This is a genomic window from Chryseobacterium cupriresistens (assembly GCF_046614675.1).
GTDB classification, from domain to species: domain Bacteria; phylum Bacteroidota; class Bacteroidia; order Flavobacteriales; family Weeksellaceae; genus Chryseobacterium; species Chryseobacterium cupriresistens.
Genome location: NZ_JBKKJT010000001.1, coordinates 621,205 through 641,336 on the forward strand (window position 1 = coordinate 621,205; position 20,132 = coordinate 641,336).

General features: G+C 36.7%; 16 protein-coding genes. 11 read left to right on the forward strand and 5 right to left on the reverse strand.

The annotated features are described in order from the left end of the window. Positions 1 to 107 precede the first annotated feature (107 nt). From ACLI50_RS02940 to ACLI50_RS02990, 11 genes are all read left to right on the forward strand, one after another. Positions 108 to 3,593 (forward strand): glycosyltransferase family 117 protein, encoded by a 3,486-nt coding sequence (locus ACLI50_RS02940; RefSeq protein WP_202840615.1) that lies wholly within the window; start codon positions 108 to 110, stop codon positions 3,591 to 3,593. Between the two features lie 88 nt (positions 3,594 to 3,681). After that, positions 3,682 to 5,175 (forward strand): DUF8728 domain-containing protein, encoded by a 1,494-nt coding sequence (locus ACLI50_RS02945; RefSeq protein WP_411413113.1) that lies wholly within the window; start codon positions 3,682 to 3,684, stop codon positions 5,173 to 5,175. Between the two features lie 95 nt (positions 5,176 to 5,270). Continuing rightward, entirely contained in the window at positions 5,271 to 5,798 is a 528-nt protein-coding gene (locus ACLI50_RS02950; RefSeq protein ID WP_411413114.1) for a DUF1697 domain-containing protein, read from the forward strand. Between the two features lie 913 nt (positions 5,799 to 6,711). Next, positions 6,712 to 7,521, forward strand: a complete 810-nt coding sequence (kdsA, locus tag ACLI50_RS02955; RefSeq protein ID WP_280210965.1) for a 3-deoxy-8-phosphooctulonate synthase — start codon at positions 6,712 to 6,714, stop codon at positions 7,519 to 7,521. Positions 7,522 to 7,564: 43 nt separating this feature from the next. Next, the gene (locus ACLI50_RS02960) at positions 7,565 to 9,802 is read left to right on the forward strand and encodes a TonB-dependent receptor plug domain-containing protein (protein WP_411413115.1); all 2,238 of its coding nucleotides are present in this window, start codon (positions 7,565 to 7,567) and stop codon (positions 9,800 to 9,802) included. A 161-nt stretch (positions 9,803 to 9,963) separates the two neighbouring features. After that, on the forward strand, positions 9,964 to 10,344 hold the full coding sequence (locus ACLI50_RS02965; protein WP_238349628.1) for an HYC_CC_PP family protein: 381 nt from the start codon (positions 9,964 to 9,966) through the stop codon (positions 10,342 to 10,344). A gap of 120 nt (positions 10,345 to 10,464) precedes the next feature. Further along, complete coding sequence (locus tag ACLI50_RS02970; RefSeq protein WP_411413116.1) at positions 10,465 to 10,938, forward strand: DUF3347 domain-containing protein; 474 nt, start codon at positions 10,465 to 10,467, stop codon at positions 10,936 to 10,938. An 89-nt stretch (positions 10,939 to 11,027) separates the two neighbouring features. After that, entirely contained in the window at positions 11,028 to 13,811 is a 2,784-nt protein-coding gene (locus ACLI50_RS02975; protein WP_411413117.1) for a multicopper oxidase domain-containing protein, read from the forward strand. A 27-nt stretch (positions 13,812 to 13,838) separates the two neighbouring features. Continuing rightward, positions 13,839 to 14,465: a DUF3347 domain-containing protein gene (locus ACLI50_RS02980; protein WP_411413118.1), complete on the forward strand. Its 627-nt coding sequence runs from the start codon at positions 13,839 to 13,841 to the stop codon at positions 14,463 to 14,465. Between the two features lie 13 nt (positions 14,466 to 14,478). Continuing rightward, positions 14,479 to 14,883 (forward strand): heme-binding domain-containing protein, encoded by a 405-nt coding sequence (locus ACLI50_RS02985; protein ID WP_411413119.1) that lies wholly within the window; start codon positions 14,479 to 14,481, stop codon positions 14,881 to 14,883. Further along, positions 14,834 to 14,956, forward strand: coding sequence for a hypothetical protein (locus tag ACLI50_RS02990; RefSeq protein ID WP_411413120.1), 123 nt, complete (start codon positions 14,834 to 14,836; stop codon positions 14,954 to 14,956). Before ACLI50_RS02985 ends, ACLI50_RS02990 begins: the two co-directional genes overlap by 50 nt. Positions 14,957 to 15,448: 492 nt before the next feature. On the opposite strand, the gene ACLI50_RS02995 is transcribed toward ACLI50_RS02990, so the two are convergent. The 5 genes from ACLI50_RS02995 to ACLI50_RS03015 all read right to left on the reverse strand — a co-directional run bounded on the left by ACLI50_RS02995 (position 15,449) and on the right by ACLI50_RS03015 (position 19,912). Further along, entirely contained in the window at positions 15,449 to 17,482 is a 2,034-nt protein-coding gene (locus tag ACLI50_RS02995; protein ID WP_411413121.1) for a S9 family peptidase, read from the reverse strand. A 21-nt stretch (positions 17,483 to 17,503) separates the two neighbouring features. Continuing rightward, positions 17,504 to 17,713, reverse strand: a complete 210-nt coding sequence (locus tag ACLI50_RS03000) for an NAD(P)-binding protein (protein WP_228436669.1) — start codon at positions 17,711 to 17,713, stop codon at positions 17,504 to 17,506. 22 nt (positions 17,714 to 17,735) lie between these two features. After that, a complete protein-coding gene (locus ACLI50_RS03005) occupies positions 17,736 to 18,236 on the reverse strand; it encodes a GNAT family N-acetyltransferase (protein ID WP_202840601.1) in 501 nt (166 codons plus the stop codon). A gap of 14 nt (positions 18,237 to 18,250) precedes the next feature. Beyond that, positions 18,251 to 18,859: a hypothetical protein gene (locus tag ACLI50_RS03010; RefSeq protein WP_411413122.1), complete on the reverse strand. Its 609-nt coding sequence runs from the start codon at positions 18,857 to 18,859 to the stop codon at positions 18,251 to 18,253. 186 nt (positions 18,860 to 19,045) lie between these two features. Then, on the reverse strand, positions 19,046 to 19,912 hold the full coding sequence (locus tag ACLI50_RS03015; RefSeq protein ID WP_002979276.1) for a sigma-70 family RNA polymerase sigma factor: 867 nt from the start codon (positions 19,910 to 19,912) through the stop codon (positions 19,046 to 19,048). Between the last annotated feature and the right edge of the window lie 220 nt (positions 19,913 to 20,132).

Genomic DNA, 20,132 nt, shown 5'->3' on the forward strand with positions numbered 1-20,132 from the left:
TTTTGACACGAGTATAATCGCAAATACTGCGCCAAAATTTTTAAATTTTGTTAAAACCCGCATAAAATAAGATAAAAGCCTTATTTTCGCATAATTGATTTAATACTATGAAAAATTGGACTTTTAGGCAATGGAACACCGTTTCAGGATGGGTGATTTTCGTTATTGCTTTCTTTACGTACTTGTCCACCATAGAACCCAATTTCAGTTTCTGGGATTGTGGCGAGTACATTTCTTCTGCAGTAAAACTTGAAGTAACGCACGCTCCCGGAGCTGCTTTATTCCAGATAGTGGGTGCCGTGGCAGCCATTTTTGCATTAGGGAAAGGCGAAAACTATTCTATCGTGATCAACGCGATGTCTGCATTGTTCAGTGCGCTGACTATTTTATTTTTGTTTTGGACGATCACTCATTTTGTGAGAAGACTTTTAAACAAAGATTTTGAAGAAATTACAAAACATCAGGAAATCTCTATTTTATTTGCGGGAGCAGTGGGAGCACTTTGCTTTACATTCTCAGATACGTTCTGGTTCTCTGCGGTAGAGGGAGAGGTTTACTCTATGGCTTCTATGTTCATTGCGCTTTTGGTCTGGTTAATCACCAAATGGGAGAATGAGTATCAGGCGGGAGACAGTGAAAGATGGATTATTCTTATTTTCTTCGTTTTAGGACTTTCTGTAGGAGTACATATGATGTGTATGCTGGCAATTCCTGCAGTATGTCTGGTATACTATGCAAGAAATTACAAGTTTACCTGGAAAAACTTTATCTGGGCAAACCTTATTACATTAGGGATTTTGATTATTGTTTTCAAAATTATCTTCCCTTTAATTATGACAATGTTCGGAAGACTTGAGATTTTCTTTGTGAATGGTCTTGGACTTCCTTTCCACTCCGGAACCATTGCAGCGTTTATTTTAATGGTAGCGATCTGCTACTTCTTAATTAAATATGCAAGAAAGGCAAAAAGAAACATTTATCAGACGGCTGCATTATCTGTAGTTTTCATGATGATAGGGTTCTCCTGCTGGATGGTTATTCCTATCAGAGCGAATGCCAACCCGCCAATGAACCTTAATGATCCGGATACGGCAATCGGTATGCTCGATTATTATAACAGAGAGCAGTATGGTGACTGGCCTACTATTTACGGACAAAACTACACGGCATTCCTTGATGCTAACGGAATTGAGAAAAACGAAGACGGAAGTTTCAAAACAAAGAAAACCGGGGAAATCTATGAAAAAGATGAAAAAACCGGAACCTACAGAAAAACGGGAGACCGTTTCAATTATGTATTCAACAAGTCTCAGGTAAGCTTAATGCCGAGAATGTTTAATGAAGATAAGGATGTAATGGCCAACTATATTTCTATGTATGGCGCTCCTGATTTTACATTCAATTATTCTAATGAAGATGTGGCAGACAATCCGCAGGCAAAGCAGATCTTTGACGAACTGAGAGCAAAATATGAAGATAAATCAATTACCGCTTCAGATTATCTGAAAGTAAAACCTTATAATCTGATCAATGTTCAGAAGCCTTCATTTCTTCAGAATATGGATTATTTTATTACTTTCCAGAACGGATATTACTTTGTAAGATATCTGATGTGGAACTTCGTAGGAAGACAAAATGATCTTGAAGGAAACATGGAAAGCACAAAAGGAAACTGGATTTCCGGAATTCCTTTCGTTGATAATGCTGTGGTAGGAAATCAGGATAAAATGCCTGCTAAATTTAAGAATGAAAGTACAGTTAAATTCTTCTTCCTTCCGTTAATTTTAGGATTGATTGGGTTCTTCTTCCAGTTGAACAGAGATTTCGGAAGATTCTATGCATTGTTATCTTTATTTATTTTAACAAGTGTAGGGATTGTTTTCTATACTGGGGTAAAACCTTTTGAACCGAGAGAAAGAGATTATGCAATGGTAGGTTCTTTCTATGCATTTGCGATCTGGATCGGTTTGGGTGCCGGAGCTATTCTTTGGTTCTTACAATCTAAAATAAAATCAAACGGGGCTAATATTGCTCTGGGAGTGGTTTTATTAGGAGTACCATTCATGATGGGCTTCCAGAACTATAATGTTCATGACAGAAGCAACAGATATACTGCATACGACTATGCGTATTCAGTGTTAAAATCATTGCCGAAAAACGATATCCTTTTCGTTTACGGAGATAACGATACTTACCCGGTTTGGGCTATTCAGGAGACAGAACAGTTCAGGGATGATGTGAAGGTGGTTAACTTTACTCTTGCTTCAACTCCATGGAATCTGGATCAGATCAAAAGAAGAACGTACAATGCAATGGGAATCCCTAGCCAGCTGACACACGACGACTATAGAGATGGGGTAAACGACCAGATCTATATGATGAAGAAGGAAGATTGGGAAGGTGTTTTCTCTATGTTGAAAGAACAGGGAGCTCCGGAAACAGAATTCCAGTCTTTCAGAAAATATCTTACTCAGGATTCTTTAACTTTGAAACAGGCGATTGAATTCATTAAATTCAAATCTCCTGAAAAAGACGAATTGTTGAAAATGTATTTCGGTGAAGAGAAATTTGAAAAATACAATATTCTTCCGGTCAACAAATTCATCCTTCCTGTGAATAAAGAAAATGCTTTAAAAGCAGGAATTATCAACAAAGAAGATCTTCCAAACGTAGCCAATCAGATTATGATTACTTACAAAGGAAATACGCTTTATAAGAACAACCTGATTTTGATGGATCTTTTAGCGAACTTCGACTGGAAGCGTCCGATCAACTTCTCATCAGGAGGTATTTATGACAGCGAAAATATTTTCTATCTGAACGATTACCTTCAGTTTGACGGATTCAGTTACAGATTGATTCCTATCCAGACACCTCCGAGCGCTGATGGAGATATGGGACGAGTAGATGCCAATTCTCTTTATAATGTAGTGAAAAACTTCAGATGGGGGAACTTCAAAAACTTAAATGCTCACTTTGATGAAACGGCTACTTCCAATATCATCAGCTATAGAATGTCAGCGAGCAGAGCGGCAGCAGCCCTTGCATTAAGCGGACAGAAAGCTAAAGCATTGGAAATTCTGGATCTTGCAGCCAAAGAAATTCCGGCAGAGAAATATAATGATCCCCGTTCATTAAGTTCAATTGTTTCAGGATACATTATTGCAGGGCAGGAGCAGAAAGGTCTTCAGATTGCTGAAGTGCTTAAAAAAGGAATCTTTGAAGAGTATGATTATTATTTAAGTCTTTCCAAAGCAGATCAAAGCTATCTGAGAAGACAGATGAGAACAAAACCAATGGAATATTCTCTTGTGGTTTCTGCAGTAACAGATGCTTATACAAAGATCGGACAGAAAGAAAAAGCATATGCTTATCTGGTAAAATCCATAGAGCCGATTGACAAGAAGTTCAATGTATTTATCAAAGATCTTCAGGAAATGGGCAGAGATAAGGCGATGAAAGAGTCTGAAAATGTACAGGAAATTACGCCTTTCTATCAGTACTTATTTGATGTGATGGAGCCTTATGATTCTACCTATTCCAAAGAAAAGGAAAATCAGATTACGACTGCAATTATCAAAGCAACAAAATAAAATACTTTAAAACGGAACTTCGGTTCCGTTTTTTTATTATTGGGAATCCTGAATTTTAAGATTATATTTGTGAAAGTAAAAATACATAATGTCCGAAACACAAAATAACAAATTCCCAATGTATGCCGTCATTGCTACGGTTCTTTTTAAACTTCTTTTTTTATTAACGCACTATATCCAGGAAGATGCGTTTATCACCTGGAGAGTTGCCCAGAATCTATTGGATTATGGAGTAATCGGCTTCAATGGAGATACTAAAATTTCTGCATCTACAACACATCTGTATGTTTTTGTATCCTATATTTTCAATCTTGTTTTTGGAAAAGAAAATTTTATTGAGCCTCTTTTGATTTTTAATTCCATACTGTTTACCATAGGAACTTTATGGCTGTCTAATCTGGTTTTAAAAAATCCATGGCATAAGGCAATCTTTATATTTCTGATCGGTATTTTACCGCCAGCCATTAAAATTTCAATCCTTGGTATGGAATATGGAATTCTGTTTTTTCTGGAGATGGCATTGTTGTACTACGGATTTAACAAAGGGAAAAAATGGGTTGTGACACTCTTTCCCGTTTTAATCATGTTTACCAGAATTGATACCGTCATATTCCTTGGAATTGTATTTCTTGTGGATCTGTTCTGGAACAGAAAAATAAGATGGAATTATGTTTTTGGAGGAGCTTTTGGAGTTTTATCAACCGTTGCTTTCAACTGGTTTTACTTTGGAGAACTGGTGAACAATACCATTACCGCAAAAAAATTGCTTTACAGTGAAAATTTTACGATCCAGCAGCATATCGGATATTTCTTTAAAAGCTTTGGGAATTTCTGGGGAATGCTGAAAGTTCCGGGAGATTTCAATCCGCTGACTATCGTAGTTTTGATTTTTGAATTGCTTTGCTTTATTTATCTGATCAGACAAAGGGAAAAAAGAAACTACTTTTTGTGGATGATTTTTCTTTTCGGATGGGCAAAACAAATCATTTTCATTTCTCAAAAAAGTTTATTCGACTGGTATTACTGGGTGCCGCAGCTTTTACTTTTTGTTCCTGTTCTTATTTTCGTACTGGAACAGAAAGAGAAGAAAAACCTATGGCTTTCATTATTAATTGTATTCTATATTTTTCCGATGTTTGTTTTCCAGACTGTTCACTGTATTGCAACAGGAAACGGAGAGTGGAACTACCGCAGAACGATTGGTACCTTTTTAAATCAATATGAAAAAGATAAAAACCAATGGATTTTATTGGAGCCGGCAGGTTATGTGCCTTATTTTTCAGGATTAAAAACGATTGATGAGGTTGGATTGGTTGATAAACAGATTCAGAAGGAAATTAAAAAAGATAAAACGAATTACTGGATCAACACGGTAAAAAATAGAAAACCGAAATATCTTCTTTCTTATCAGAATTTATATGAAGAAAAGAATGCCAATTCAGAATACTATAAAACCCATTATAAGCTTCTGAAAGAATTCCGTGTCAAAGATCATCTGAATAGTGATCATAAGATTCTGGAAAAAATTTACCATCTGAAACCTTCCGGAACAGACTATAATTTGTACATTAGAATTGATTAAAAGATTGAAATATTTTAGTGAAACAGTTTAAAATAACTCTTTCACTCTAATACTCTCAAACCCTCAAACTCAAAACAAACCTAATACCTGAAAAAATGAAATACTGTGCTTTTCTCCGTGGCGTCAACGTAAAAGGAACCAATATGAAAATGGCGGAAGTCTGCCAGGTTTTTAAAGATGCGGGGATGAAAGACGTAAGTTCAATATTGGCGTCCGGAAATATTGTGTTTTCTTCAGATAAAAATGTGGAGGAGTTAAAGACCATTCTTGAAAAAGCGATGTCTGACCATTTTTCTTACGAAGCTTTTTTGTTTGTGAAAACCCAGGAAGAGATAGAAGTGTTCTGGAACAGTATTCCTTTTGAAAAGAACGATACATTTCACATCTATGGCTTTGTAGGGATTCCCGGAGTGGAAAAGGTTTTGATGGAGGAGTTTCAGAAAGCCACTCAGGTAGAAAATGAAAAGGCTGCAATCGTTAATGATATATTTTACTGGCAGGTTCCGAAAGGAAATACCTTAGATTCTACCTTCGGGAAAGTATTAGGTAAAAAGAGCCTTAAAGATCAGTTTACCAGCAGGAATGTGAATACATTTGAAAAAATTTTGAAAAAGATGAATTAAAATACACGAATCATCCTTCGATATAGCTTATCCAGTTATTATAACATTTATTGGAAATTCAATGGGAACGGGCTTTAGCCCGTTTATCAAAAAAGTAACAGTCATTGGCTTCAGCCAAAACCTATTTTATTTTTATAAATTATAGTAGTGTTTCCCACAGATTTTGCTGATCTACGCAGATTCTACCTTTGGAAAGTACTGGGCAAAAAAAGTCTTAAAGATCAGTTTACCAGCAGGAAGGTGAACGGGCATGAGAAAATTTAAAAAAATTTCAAATAATTATCGCAATGCTTCGACAGGCTCAGCATGACACCGCTAAAAAATAACGTTAATATAATGTGGCTTCGACGTAGGTGTTTGTACATTGATGGTTTATACTTTGTATTATAATTTTCAAATAAATAAAATAGCTAGTATCAGAGCTGTCATGCTGAGCCTGTCCGAAGCATCCATCAATTATCAAGTCCTCATTAACTGTTAGTATTAGGGTTGTCATGCTGAGCCTGTCGAAGCATCTATCAATTATCAAGCCCTCATTAACAGTTAGTATTAGAGCTGTCCTGCTGAGCCTGTCGAAGCATCTATCAATTATCAAGCCCTCATTAACAGTTAGTATTAGAGCTGTCCTGCTGAGCCTGTCGAAGCATCTATCAATTATCAAGCCCTCATTAACAGTTAGTATTAGAGCTGTCATGCTGAGCCTGCCGAAGCATCCATCACTTATCAATTATCCAGTGCCGATTAAAAGCTAGTATCAGAGCTGTCATGCTGAGCCTGTCGAAGCATCTATCAATAAATAATAAGAAATCCAAAAGCCAAAAACTATTGCAGCCATAGCCTGTTAAAGCAATCAAATAATTTCCATTTGTGAAACTTTCTCAGTATTTTTACTGAACTTTTTAATTACAACAAAATGATTCAGTATTTAGATAATATTTCGCACAAAGATTCAAAAAACTTTTTCCTTATTGCCGGACCTTGTATTATTGAGGGGGAAGATATGGCATTAAGAATTGCTGAAAAAGTAATCAGCATCACAGATAAATACAATATTCCTTATATTTTCAAAGGAAGTTTCAAAAAGGCTAACAGAAGCCGTGTAGATTCTTTCACAACCATTGGTGAAGAGAAATCTCTTGAAATCCTTAAAAAAGTAGGAGAGACTTTCAATATTCCTACCACAACAGATATCCATGAAAATGAGCATGCAGCATTAGCCGCACAGTATGTAGATGTTTTACAGATTCCTGCGTTCCTGGTGCGCCAGACTGATTTATTGGTGGCTGCTGCTAAAACAGGAAAATGTGTTACCCTTAAAAAAGGTCAGTTCCTTTCTCCGGAAGCGATGAAGTTTGCGGTTCAGAAAATTACAGATTCCAATAACGAGAAAGTAGCCATTATTGAAAGAGGAAATTCTTTCGGATATACAGATCTGATTGTAGATTACAGAGGAATTCCTACGATGAGAGAATACGCTCCAGTGATTTTGGATGTTACTCACTCTTTACAACAACCTAATCAAAGCTCAGGCGTTACAGGCGGAAGACCGGACCTTATTGAAACCGTTGCCAAAGCAGGAATTGCAGTGGGAGCAGACGGAATTTTCATCGAAACACATCCTACACCGGAAACCGCGTTATCTGATGGTGCCAACATGTTAAGATTAGATTTATTAGAAGATTTGTTACAAAAATTGACAAGAATTAGAGAATCGATTTTGTAATTGTTAAAAAAACATTAATTTTAGAAATTCTAAAACATTTCTTTTGAAAAAACTAGTTTTACCGCTAAGCCTTATGGTCCCTGTATTGTTTTTCTCCCAACAAAGGAAAAAAGATACAGCGACCACTAAAGTAACCGATATAGAGGAAGTTGTCTTCCAGAAAAAAGCAACAGGAAAAACAAACGACCTTACCAACGTAAGAATTTCAGCAAAAGAAGCGAAATCAGTAGCTTCTATAAATGGTGGGATTGAAGGATTGCTTAAAACACTACCTTCCGTAAACTCCAATACCGAGCTGTCCTCACAATATATGGTTCGTGGTGGAAACTATGATGAAAACCTGATCTACATTAATGATATTGAGATCTACAGACCTTTCCTGATCAGAAACTCTCAACAGGAAGGAATGAGTATTATCAACCCGGATATGGTTTCTGCAGTGAATTTCTCTGCGGGAGGATTTGAAGCTAAGTATGGCGATAAAATGTCTTCTGCCTTAAATATCTATTACCGTGAGCCTGAAAAATTTGAAGTTTCAGGAGAGGCAAGCTTAATTGGAGGAAGGCTTACAACAGGTCTGGCTTCAAAAAATAAAAAATTTACTGCTTTATTTTCCGGCAGATACAGAAATACCAACCTTGTTCTTAATACCTTAAAAGAAGATACAGACTTTAATCCAACCTATTGGGATTTCCAGTCTTATCTCAATTATCATGTCAGTGACAAATTCTCCATGTCATTCATCGGATATTATTCCAAGAATGATTATGAGATGATCCCAAGGGCAAAAAGTGTTACTTTCGGAAGTCTTCAGCAGCCTATTACCGTTAATATTGGATATGGAGGTCAGGAAAATGACCAGTATAAAAATATGATGGGAACATTCTCTATGAACTATAAGCCGGCAGATAAGTGGAAGCTTACCCTGGATGCCTTTGCTTATCAGAACAGAGAAAGAGAATATTACACGATACAGTCAGCATACGAGCTGCAAACTTTTGATCCTGTGACACAGCAGCCTGTAACGTCTTTTGATGTTGGAGGGCAGATAGAACATGCAAGAAACGACTTGTTTGTAAGAACCTACGGAACACAATTCAGAGCTAAATTTTCACCCAATGTCAATACAGATTTTGAAGTAGGTTTCAAATATGAAAAAGAAAACCTGAAAGATCTTACCAATGAGTGGAAGTTGGTAGATTCTGCCGGATACAGCCTGCCAAGACCTGAAATTATTGATCCGAGAACCGGAACCACAGGAGATCTTAAGCTTGCTTATTATATTGCCGGGCAAAATAATATTGAGCCTACAAGACTTTCAGCATACGCACAGTATTCACAGAAGTTCTACTGGGGTGCCAGTAAAGTGTTTGTGAATGCCGGAGTACGTGTTGCCAACTGGAGTTTCAATAAAGAAACCATATTTTCACCAAGAGCCCAGTTTGCGATCAAACCGGATTGGGACAGCGATATGTTGTTCAAAATTTCAGGGGGAATCTACTATCAGGCTCCTTTCTATAAAGAAATTAAAGATTTAGATGGTAATTTTAACTCTAATATAAAATCGCAGCGTTCTATCCAGGTCATTCTTGCCAATGATTATGAGTTCCAGATGTATGACAGACCATTCAAACTGACAACGGAACTTTATTACAAGAAAATGGATAACCTGATTCCTTATTATATGGATAATGTAAGGATTCGTTATTCCGGGCAAAATAATTCAAAAGGATATGCTTATGGTATCGATACCAGGCTATTCGGAGAATTTGTTCCGGGTGTGGATTCATGGTTGTCTGCAAGTTATGCCAGAGTGTATGAAAATATTGATGGAAGAGGAGATATTCCAAGACCTACAGATCAAAGGTTGAGGTTTGCTATGTTCTATCAGGATTATATGCCAAGTTTTCCGTCTATGCGTGTGAACCTTACCCTCGTGTACGCTATGGGATTACCTACAGGAGCTCCTGTACTATTCAACAGTAACGGACAGCCGGATTTTGGCTCAGCTTATAATTATCAGCAGACCCTTCCTTCCTATAAAAGGGTAGACTTAGGGTTGACAAAGGTATTTATTGATCCAAAAGAAAAAAATAAGAGATCCGGTTTCTGGGGTAATTTTGAAGAGCTGACATTAGGCGTTCAGGTGTTCAACGCATTTAATATTAACAATACTGTTGCGAACCAATGGATCACAGATTATAACAGCAATTATATGTATCCTGTTCCGGTACGTCTTACAGGACGTTTCTTTAATGTAAAACTGGAATTCAAACTGTAAAAAATAAAGGTTGAGGTTGATTTTACCTTGATCTGTCAGAAAATATGTAAAATAAAAGCTTTCAAATTTTTTGGAAGCTTTTTTATTTACCCGAATTTTATAACAACATTACCAAATTTTATAACAACGGTATCACAGATATTTTTAACTTTGTCTTACCAATGAAAAAGATTCTTGCCATATTGTTTTCTATTTTCTACTTCGGATTTTCTTCCGGAGCGGCATTTAGCATTCATTATTGCATGAAAGAATTTGTTTCCGTAAGCCAGAAAGTAGATGACATCTGTGGAAAATGCGGCGTTAAAGATAAAAAAGGATGCTGCAAAACGGAGATTAAAATTGTAAAAGTAGACGATTCACAGAAATCAGATTATCTGAATGTGGATTTCTTAAGTGCAGTTTCAGAAATTCCGGTGAAACATCAGTTTCCAGTTGTTGACAAGTCTTTTTCAGCTACGAAATTTACCCAGATCCAGATTAATGCGCCGCCTGAATTCCGGCCGGTCCCTATCTACATCAATCATTGTAATTTTAGAATCTAGAATCCGTCAGTCGTTTCCGGTATAATGAATCATATACCGTTACAGACGACATGTTCTGACGCACTACCGATGCGTTATCCCTTATTCTTTATTAAAAAATTAATTCTAAAATTTAAAACAATGAAAAAATATATCATCACAGCAGCCTTATCTTTATTTTCAATCATTTCATTATCAGCACAATCTAAAAAGGATGCTCAGGTTTCTAAGTTATATCAGAACTATATTGCGATAAAATCAGCTTTAGCATCAGATGATGCGGACAAAACCTCAAAAGCTGCAACAGAATTTATCAAAACAGCTTCAGCTATTGATTATAAAGTTGTTTCTGAAGGAAACCTTAATATTCTCAGAAAAGATGCCTCTGCCATTTCTGAAGCAAGAACAGTTGCCGCACAAAGAGAAACTTTTTTCAATCTTTCCGACAATATGATTGCTTTGACCAAAGAGTTCAAACTTTCTGAAAAACCAGTCTACGTTCAATATTGCCCAATGGCAGACGGAAGCTGGCTAAGCGATGAAAAACAGATCGTTAACCCATACTATGGGAAATCTATGCTTTCTTGTGGTAGCGTAAAGTCAGAAATTAACTAATTGTTGTATTATTTTTAAAAACAATAAGTTGCATGGCTTAAATTAGAATTAACTTTAATCCATGCAGCTTCTAAAAAGTTCGAAATATTATGAAAAAACTGATAATGTTTCTGATGCTTTTATTCTCTGTGTTTACTTTCGCACAAACTACAAAAACGTATTATACCTGTCCCATGCACCCGGAAGTGGTGTCATCAAAACCCGGAGACTGCCCGAAATGCGGAATGACTCTCGTGAAAAAAACAGTGGTTATAAAACCCAAAGTAGCAGCAAAACCGGAAGTAAAGCCTACCCCTAAAACAGAGGCTAAAGCAAAACCTGCAGAAACAAAAATAAATAAGAGAAAGGTTGAGAAAAAAGCAGAAGCTAAAAAGGTTAATGATGCTAAATCTCAGACAAAGATTGTATTGCCGGCTAAAACTCAGGATTTAAATCAATCGGAATCTAAAGCTCAGAAACAGGCTCAAACTACGTATACCTGCCCGATGCATCCTGAAATAGTTTCGGACAAACCGGGAAAATGTCCTAAATGCGGGATGGAACTGGTAGAAAAAGAAGATCATTCCCATACACAGGCTGAAAATCCTAAAGAAGAAAAATCTGTTTTAAAACGTAATTCAGAAAATGGAAAGATTACTTTTGGAGGAAAAACAGTTCGTTACGATCTCTATGTAAAAGATACGATTGTCAATTTTACAGGAAAAAACAGAAGAGCAATTGCAATCAACGGGAAACTTCAGGCTCCGACTTTATATTTTACAGAAGGAGATACTGCAGAGATCTACCTGCACAATATGCTTAAAGAAAATACAGGGCTGCATTGGCACGGCGTGATTCTTCCCAATGAACATGACGGTGTTCCATACCTTACCACAAAACCTGTAAAACCCGGGGAAACTCATTTATACAAATTCAGAATTTCTCAGAACGGAACCTATTGGTATCATTCGCACGAAGCCCTTCAGGAACAGATTGGGATGAACGGTATTCTGGTTTTCAAAAAAAGAGAAGGTGAGCCAAAAACAACATACAATGCTGAAATTCCGGTATTGCTGGGAGATTGGAGTGATGATGATCCGATGCAGATTACAAGAAGACTTCATATGGCGAATACAGATTGGTATGCTGTAAAGAAAAACGCCGTACAAAGTTACTGGGAAGCTATCAAATCGGGAAATTTTGGGACAAAAGTACTGAATGAATGGAAAAGAATGGAAGCCATGGATGTAAGTGATGTTTATTACGATAAATTCTTAATCAATGGCGCACCAAGTTCAGATTATTCTAATGTAAAAGCGGGTGATAAAGTAAGACTGAGAGTTGCCAATGGAGGTTCCTCTACCTATTTCTGGTTAAATTATGGCGGAGGAAAGATAAAAGTAGTGGGAAATGACGGGAATGACGTGGTACCGATAGAAGTTGACCGTCTGATTGTAGGAGTGTCGGAAACCTATGATATTGAAGTGACCATTCCTGAAAACAAAAGCTTTGAATTCAGAGCGACTTCTGAAGACAGAATAGGACACGCTTCTCTCTGGCTGGGTTCAGGAGAAAAGGTTGAAGCTCCCAACCTTCCAAGGCTGATGCTTTTTGAAGGGATGAAAATGATGAACGGCATGATGGAGATGAGCGGAAATATGAAACCGATGAATATGACGATGGGAAATCAGATGATGGATATGAACGAAGTGATGTACCCTGAATTATCCGAAAGCCAGAGAAAGACTACAGCGAAGCACATCAATGAAATGATGGGTGTGAAGACGAAGGAAGATCAGAAAGAGGATCATTCTCAACATGCCGGAATGGATATGAAGGAAGAGAAAACAATCAAAAGACTGTCTTACAATATTTTGAAATCTCCTGAGAAAACCATTCTTCCCTCAGACAGCATTCGTGAAATGAAATTTACGCTGGAAGGGAATATGAATCATTATCTGTGGACACTGGATAATAAAACCGTAACAGAGACAGATAAAATTCTGATCAAAAAAGGAGAGGTTCTTAGAATCAAGATGTATAATAATTCTATGATGCGTCACCCGATGCACCTTCACGGTCATGATTTCAGATTGATCAATTCAAAAGGAGAATATTCTCCACTGAAAAATGTTGTGGATATCATGCCAATGGAAACCGTAACGATAGAATTTGCTGCGAATCAGGATGGAGACTGGTTTTTCCACTGTCACATTTTATACCATATGATGGCAGGAATGGGAAGAATCTTCAGTTATGAAAACTCAAAGCCCAATCCGCAGCTTCCCAACAGGAAATTAGCCTGGAAAAATTTCATACAGGATAATAAAATGACCAGTTCTATGGCGATGCTGGATGTAGCTAGCAATAGAATCCATGCAGAAACGATGACGATGTTCGGGCCTAGATGGGCTAACCTGAATGAGTTTCATTCCAACTGGAACTTTGATCATTTCGAAGGAAGTGCGAAAGTGGGACGTTTTTTAGGTAAATTCCAGTGGGCGCTTCCTTATGCCGGAATCAGAGTTCAAAAGAATCATGAGATCATGGAAAGACAGATGGCAGAAGATATGGGAACGGATTTTCACGGTAAAAAGACCTGGTTCGGGCAGCAGAAAGCCTCCAAGAATAAGTTTACATTCATGGTGGGTATGCAGTATGTGCTGCCAATGCTCATCACTGCTGACGCAAGTGTTGATCAAAACGGAAAAGTGTTATTGGAACTTAGCCGAGAAGATATACCACTTTCCAGAAGACTGAGAGGAAATTTCTCTGTCAATTCAGACGGTGAGTTTTCAACCGGAGTGAGATATATCGTTCAGAAATGGCTGTCTCTTTCAGGAAATTATGATAACGAACTGGGCTGGGGCGCAGGTGTCACTTTAACATATTAATTTTTTAACCCTATTATTTAAGAAACAATGAAAAATATAATAACCGTATTGTTTGTAGGAGCTACATTATATTCTTGTAATAAACCCGATCATAAAATAGCTGAAAACAAGGCCGCAGAACCGGAAATCAAAACAATAGAAACAACTGAGGCTGGCGAAACTTCAAGTCAGGAGCTAAAAGAAAATCCGGAAAATAAAAAAGAAGCAGAGGAGCTTTCACCTTTTCCGATTCAGCAAGTTATCAAAGGTTACCTTCCTCTAAAAAATGCCCTGGCTCAGGATGATTCTAAAAAAGCTTCCGATGCGGCTAAAAACCTGTTTTCCATCTTAAAGAAAATAGACATCAGTACAACCGATGCAAAAAACAATTCTGAGTTGCGTGATATTATAGAAAGTGCAGCAGAGAACGCAGAACATATAGGTAAAAAATCTGATGATATAGCTCATCAGAGAGAACATCTGTTTTCCCTGAGTAATGATATCACCGATTTAATAAAAGAACAGGGAACCGGCGGTTTAAAATTATACCAGGATTTCTGTCCTATGTACAATAATGGAAAAGGTGGAACCTGGATCAGCGAGTCGGAGGAGATTGTCAATCCATATGAGGGACAGAAAATGATTAACTGTGGCTCTGTAAAAAAAGTATTTTAAAATGTAAAAAGAAATGAACCGGCACATTAAAAGCATATTTTTAGGGTTTGTTCTCATTTTTTTACTTATTCAGATTATTCAGCCTGCCCGTAATATTGATTACGGGCAGGTTCCTTCAACAGATATTTCAAAGGTTTATAAAGTTCCCGAGAATGTACAATCTGTTTTAAGGCAATCTTGTTATGACTGTCACAGCAATTCTACGCATTATCCGTTCTATTCCTATATACAGCCTTTAAGTTATTATCTTGAAAAGCATATTAAAAAAGGAAAAGAGGAATTGAATTTTAATGAATGGGGTAGCTACAGTCAACGTAAGCAGGCCAATAAATTAGAATCTGTTGCTAATCAGATCCAACAGAAAAAAAATGCCGCTTACGTCTTATACTTATCTACATCCGAAAGCTGTGCTTTCTGAAAGTCAGGTAAAAGAAATGGTCCGCTGGATAGAGTTGGTGCAGACTGAAAATAATAAAGCCAATAAGAATTAAAAAGATAAAAGCCATTCTGAAACGAATGGCTTTGTTTGTGGATACAAAAACTTTATTCAGAATAGATAATTGCAATGCTTAATTTTAGAGGGCAAAGAGTTGCGACTTTGTCGTTGATGAAGCTTTAAATAATACATTCGCTTAAAAAGAATCAATGAAATTGATTCCGGCTTTGCTCCCTTAAAATTTTACTATTCAAAAGTGAAGCCTTTGCGTGGTAAGTTTGTAATAAATCAGAAAGATTTAATTTTAAGAATAGTAAGTCTTTTAAGAGTAATAAATTGAGCTAATTGGTTTTTAACTAGCTTTTCAATTTTTTCTTTTTCTTTTACATTCATAATAGTATTTTTTATTATTAATTACTCAAATGTAATGTGTTGGTTTTATGGAATTGATGGGTATAAATTTTATAAGAAAAATGTTAATAATTTAGCTAAAAGCAAAAGCCACCTCATTTTCACGAGATGGCTTTATGTAATATATAAGATGCTTTTATTTAGAAGCTCCCACGGCTTTTTCAGTCTTTGCTGGTGTATAAGTAACTTTTGAAATATCAACCGTCATTTCCTTCAGACGTTTTGCCACATTTTCAGGCATTTCTTTCTGATATCTTCCTCCGATAACTTCAGCAAGGAATTTTTCGGTTTCAGCATACATAGCCATGCTGTTTACAGGTTTACGGAATCCATGACCTTCATCATCAGCAAGAATGTAGTTTACCTTTTTACCTTTATCACGAAGAGCAATGACAATCTGATCTGCTTCAGCCTGCTTTACTCTTGGATCATTAGCTCCCTGAACAATCAATAATGGTTTATTGATTTTATCTACACTGAATAGTGGGCTTGCATCATGCATACGTTTTTTACCTTCCTCCGTTTTTGGATCACCTACCATCCCATAAAGGAATGCACGGGCAGATTCCCAATAAGCAGGAACAGAATCCAGTAATGTAAATAAGTTACTTGGTCCTACGATATCTACTCCCGCAGCATATACATCCGGAGTGAAAGCCAGCCCGGCCAGCGTTGCATAGCCACCGTAGCTTCCTCCCATGATCACCACTTTGTTTTTATCTGCAATTCCCTGATCGATCAGATATTTTACGCCCCAGGTAATGTCATCCTGCATCAGCTTTCCCCACTGAAGATCTCCGCCATTCTGGAACTTTTTACCATATCCGCCACTTGCTCTGAAGTTAGGCTGAAGCACAGCATATCCTCTGTTGGCTAAAAACTGTACGGTTGAGTTATATCCCCAATAATCTCTTGGACCTTTCGGGCCTCCGTGTACTAAAACCACAACAGGAACATTCTTTCCAGAAGAACCTACAGGTAAAGTCAGGTAAGCCGGAATTTCAAGTCCGTCACTGCTTTTATAGCTGATAGGAGTCATGGCAGCCAGGTATTTTTCAACTTTTTTCAGTTCTGTTCTTGGCGTATACTGGAATATCAGCTGTTTTGTCTTGGCATCGAAGAAATAGGCTTCTGAAGCATATTTATCTCCTCCTACGGAAACAAGGAACTTAGAATAATCATTGGTAGAACTTGCAAAACCAACCTCTCTTCCAGGGAATTTACTTTGCAGGAATTTGTAGTTAGCTTCCCAGGCTTTATCTTTCCAGTAATATTCTGTTTTATCTCCGGTATAAGAAGTGTAGATCATTTTTCTTGTATTTCTGTCTAAAAACAGTCCTCCGAAGTCCACCTTATCTTTAGGATCACTTTCTATTTTTGTAATCTGTTTTGTTTTAGGATCCATCAGGAATAGTGCAGATTTATCGAGATCTCCTTTATTGGTTACCAGATAAAACTTAGAATTGTCTTCGTTCCAGTTGGAGATATAAGCACTTTCTGTAACCAGTGTTTCGTAAATAGGAGTCAGTTTATCACCTTCTTTATAAAAAAACTGTGTCGTTCCTTTATCATCCGTTTTGGAAAGAACCCTTAATTTTTCATCCCAGTCAAATTCATAGCTGGTGATACGGTCTCTATTTTCGTAAATCTTTTTCAGTTCTCCTGTAGAAATTTTCACCGAATACAGATCATGCCATGCTTTATCGCGGTTATTCAATCCAATCATCAGCAAATCGGGATCTTTTCTGCTTGCCATGTAGATACTTGCAGTAACGTCTTTAAGCGGTGTAATATTTCTTGATTCCGGAACTCCTTTTGTTACTTTTGCCATAGGATCTACTGCAAAAATATTCATGTTTTCATCCCCGTTATTATCTTTTACATACAGAATATATTTTCCGTCTTCTGTCCAGAAATATCCATTCAACGGGCGTTTGCTGTTTGTTAAAGGACGTGCTTTTTCAAAAGGCTCATCAATTTTTTTTACCCAGATATTCATAATCCCTTCATATTCTTTTGTAAAGGAAATCCATTTCCCATCGGGACTCAGTTGTCCTCCGGAAATTTCCGGGTTACCAAAGAATAAAGCTCTGTCCAGTACCGGGACTTCCTGAGCTTGTGCCGTATGAACTCCTATGAGCAGGAGCAATACATAAAAAATTTTTTTCATGTTGTTAATTTTTAGTTGTTATTAATAAATTGTTGATGATTTTTTAATTTTTTCCTTTAAACCTAATTTATCGAATATCTGCATTGCATTGACGGCCATCATAATTCCTGCTCCTACCGGTTTTATTTCAGGCGCAGATTCATAGATCGTGAAATCATACTGATGCTGTTTCAGTACATTTCCGAGGATAAGTCCTCCGATTCCGGCTCCGATAATAGAAATGGTGCTCATAAGTTAGGACCTGAATTTTAATTTATAAACTTAAAATATAACTCTCCGACACTTTTTTGAAACCGTACTTACTGAAAAAGTTGTGAGCGCCATGATTGTTGACTCCACTTTCTAATAAGATAAAACTGATGTTCCAGCTTTTAGATTCATGAATAGCTTTCTCCAGCAGTTTACTTCCAAGAGACTGGCCTCTCACTGACTGATCCAGAAGCATATCTTCCAGAATAGCATACTTTTTAAAAGGACTGTTGATGACGTTGAAAACCATCATGCCGACTATTTCTCCATTTTCATTTTCTGCAACCAGAATATTCAGTTTGGAACTGCCATCGGAATTAAAATCGGTGATCAGCTGTTCTGTCAGGATCAGTTCAAGATCAGGATTCCAGTGGTGTGAGTCTATGGCTCTGCCGGACATCATTTCGCCATGAGAAATATAAGCATCTGTTTTATGCGTAATAAAAAAGTCTACAAGTTCTTTTACGCGGCTTTTATCGGTAAGCCATTGGGTCGTATATTTCATAAGGTGTTATAATTTTATTTCAGATTTTTCAGCTCTTCCAGCAGTTTATTCTGCTTATTGATAAATTGATTGAGACTGTCTGTTTTCAGAGGATGGGCCTTTTGATATTTTTCAATTTCAGGAAGTGTTTTTCTGATTTTGAATACAAGGTATTGATCATGAAGTGTGGTCCTGTTTGCTTTTATTTTGGCGATGAGGTCTCTGATCGTCTGTGTTTTTACATCATATTTTTCAGCGCTTGCTTTTATCTCTTTTTCAATTTGCTTCTTTGTAATAGAATCGGTTACCGAATTTGATAGTGCCGTTGCATCATTATAGTATGTTTCCGATTTACCGATAATATCATCATATTCCGAAATGGAGGTTTCCGTTTCCTTTTGAATATTTTCTATTCTTAAGTCAAGATCCTGTAAAGTTTTATCATTTTTTATAAGCTCCAGATAGATTTCCTGAACAAGATTTCCTTCACGTGAGGAGTATCTGGTATTTTTTTTAATAGCACCGGAAACTGAAGATTCAGCATTGTCAACTGCATTTTCTACCACAGGAGCGTGCTGCGATTTGTTTTCACTGCAGGAAAATAGAGACAAGGCAAGGATAGAAGCGAAAAGTATTTTTTTCATAGTATGTTTTGTTTTAGTTGAAAATCAGCATCATATTCAAAGCTATTAAAGTTAATCATTTCAATGCTAACGCAAGTGGATTAAAGGATATGATTTTAATTAGTTGAATAAACTTTGAAAAATGTTACATCCATAAAAAAACGGAGCCTGAAAACAGACTCCGCCTATAAAATTTTTACGCTAAAATTATTTACCCAGGTAAGATTTAAGGATCTTGCTTCTGGTATTGTGTTTTAGTCTCTTAATTGCTTTTTCTTTGATCTGACGAACTCTCTCTCTTGTAAGATCGAAAGTTTCACCAATTTCCTCTAAAGTCATTGGGTGTTTTCCGTTCAGTCCGAAGTATAATCTTACTAAATCAGCCTCTCTTGGCGTCAAAGTATTCAATGCTCTTTCAATCTCAATTTGTAAAGATTCAAGCATCAGATCTTTATCAGGACTTGGAGATTCTCCTGAACGTAATACATCATAAAGATTAGAATCTTCACCTTCTACCAAAGGTGCATCCATAGACAGGTGTCTTCCGGAGTTTTTCATAGATTCTTTGATATCTTCCTCGCTCATGTCAAGAACTTCAGCCAATTCTTCCGGAGAAGGTGGTCTTTCATTTTCCTGTTCAAGGTGAGCGTATGCTTTATTGATTTTGTTGATAGATCCAATCTTGTTCAATGGTAATCTTACAATTCTTGACTGTTCAGCCAATGCCTGTAAAATTGATTGACGGATCCACCATACTGCATAAGAGATAAATTTGAAACCTCTAGTTTCATCGTACCTTTTTGCCGCTTTCATTAATCCTAAGTTACCTTCATTGATCAAATCGGGTAAAGAAAGACCCTGATTTTGGTATTGCTTAGATACAGATACTACGAAACGAAGGTTGGCTTTGATTAATTTCTCAAGTGCGGCTCTGTCGCCGGCACGTATTCTTTGTGCCAATTCTACTTCCTCGTCCGCAGTAATCAGTTCCACTTTACCAATTTCCTGCAAATACTTGTCTAATGAAGCAGTTTCCCTGTTGGTAACCTGCTTAGTGATTTTTAATTGTCTCATTTATTTTTTCCTCAAAAAAGAGTTACTATAATATATACGTATGAAAAGGTAAAAAGGTTACACAGGATTTAATATTTTTGTGCAAAGTATACTATAAAATGTATTAATGATTTTTTAATAATAGATTAAATAACTGATAACTAAATTGTTTTGTGTTTTGGTTTATCATTAAAAAAAATAAATATAAATTCTAAAAGAGGTAAATTCATTTACAAACTTT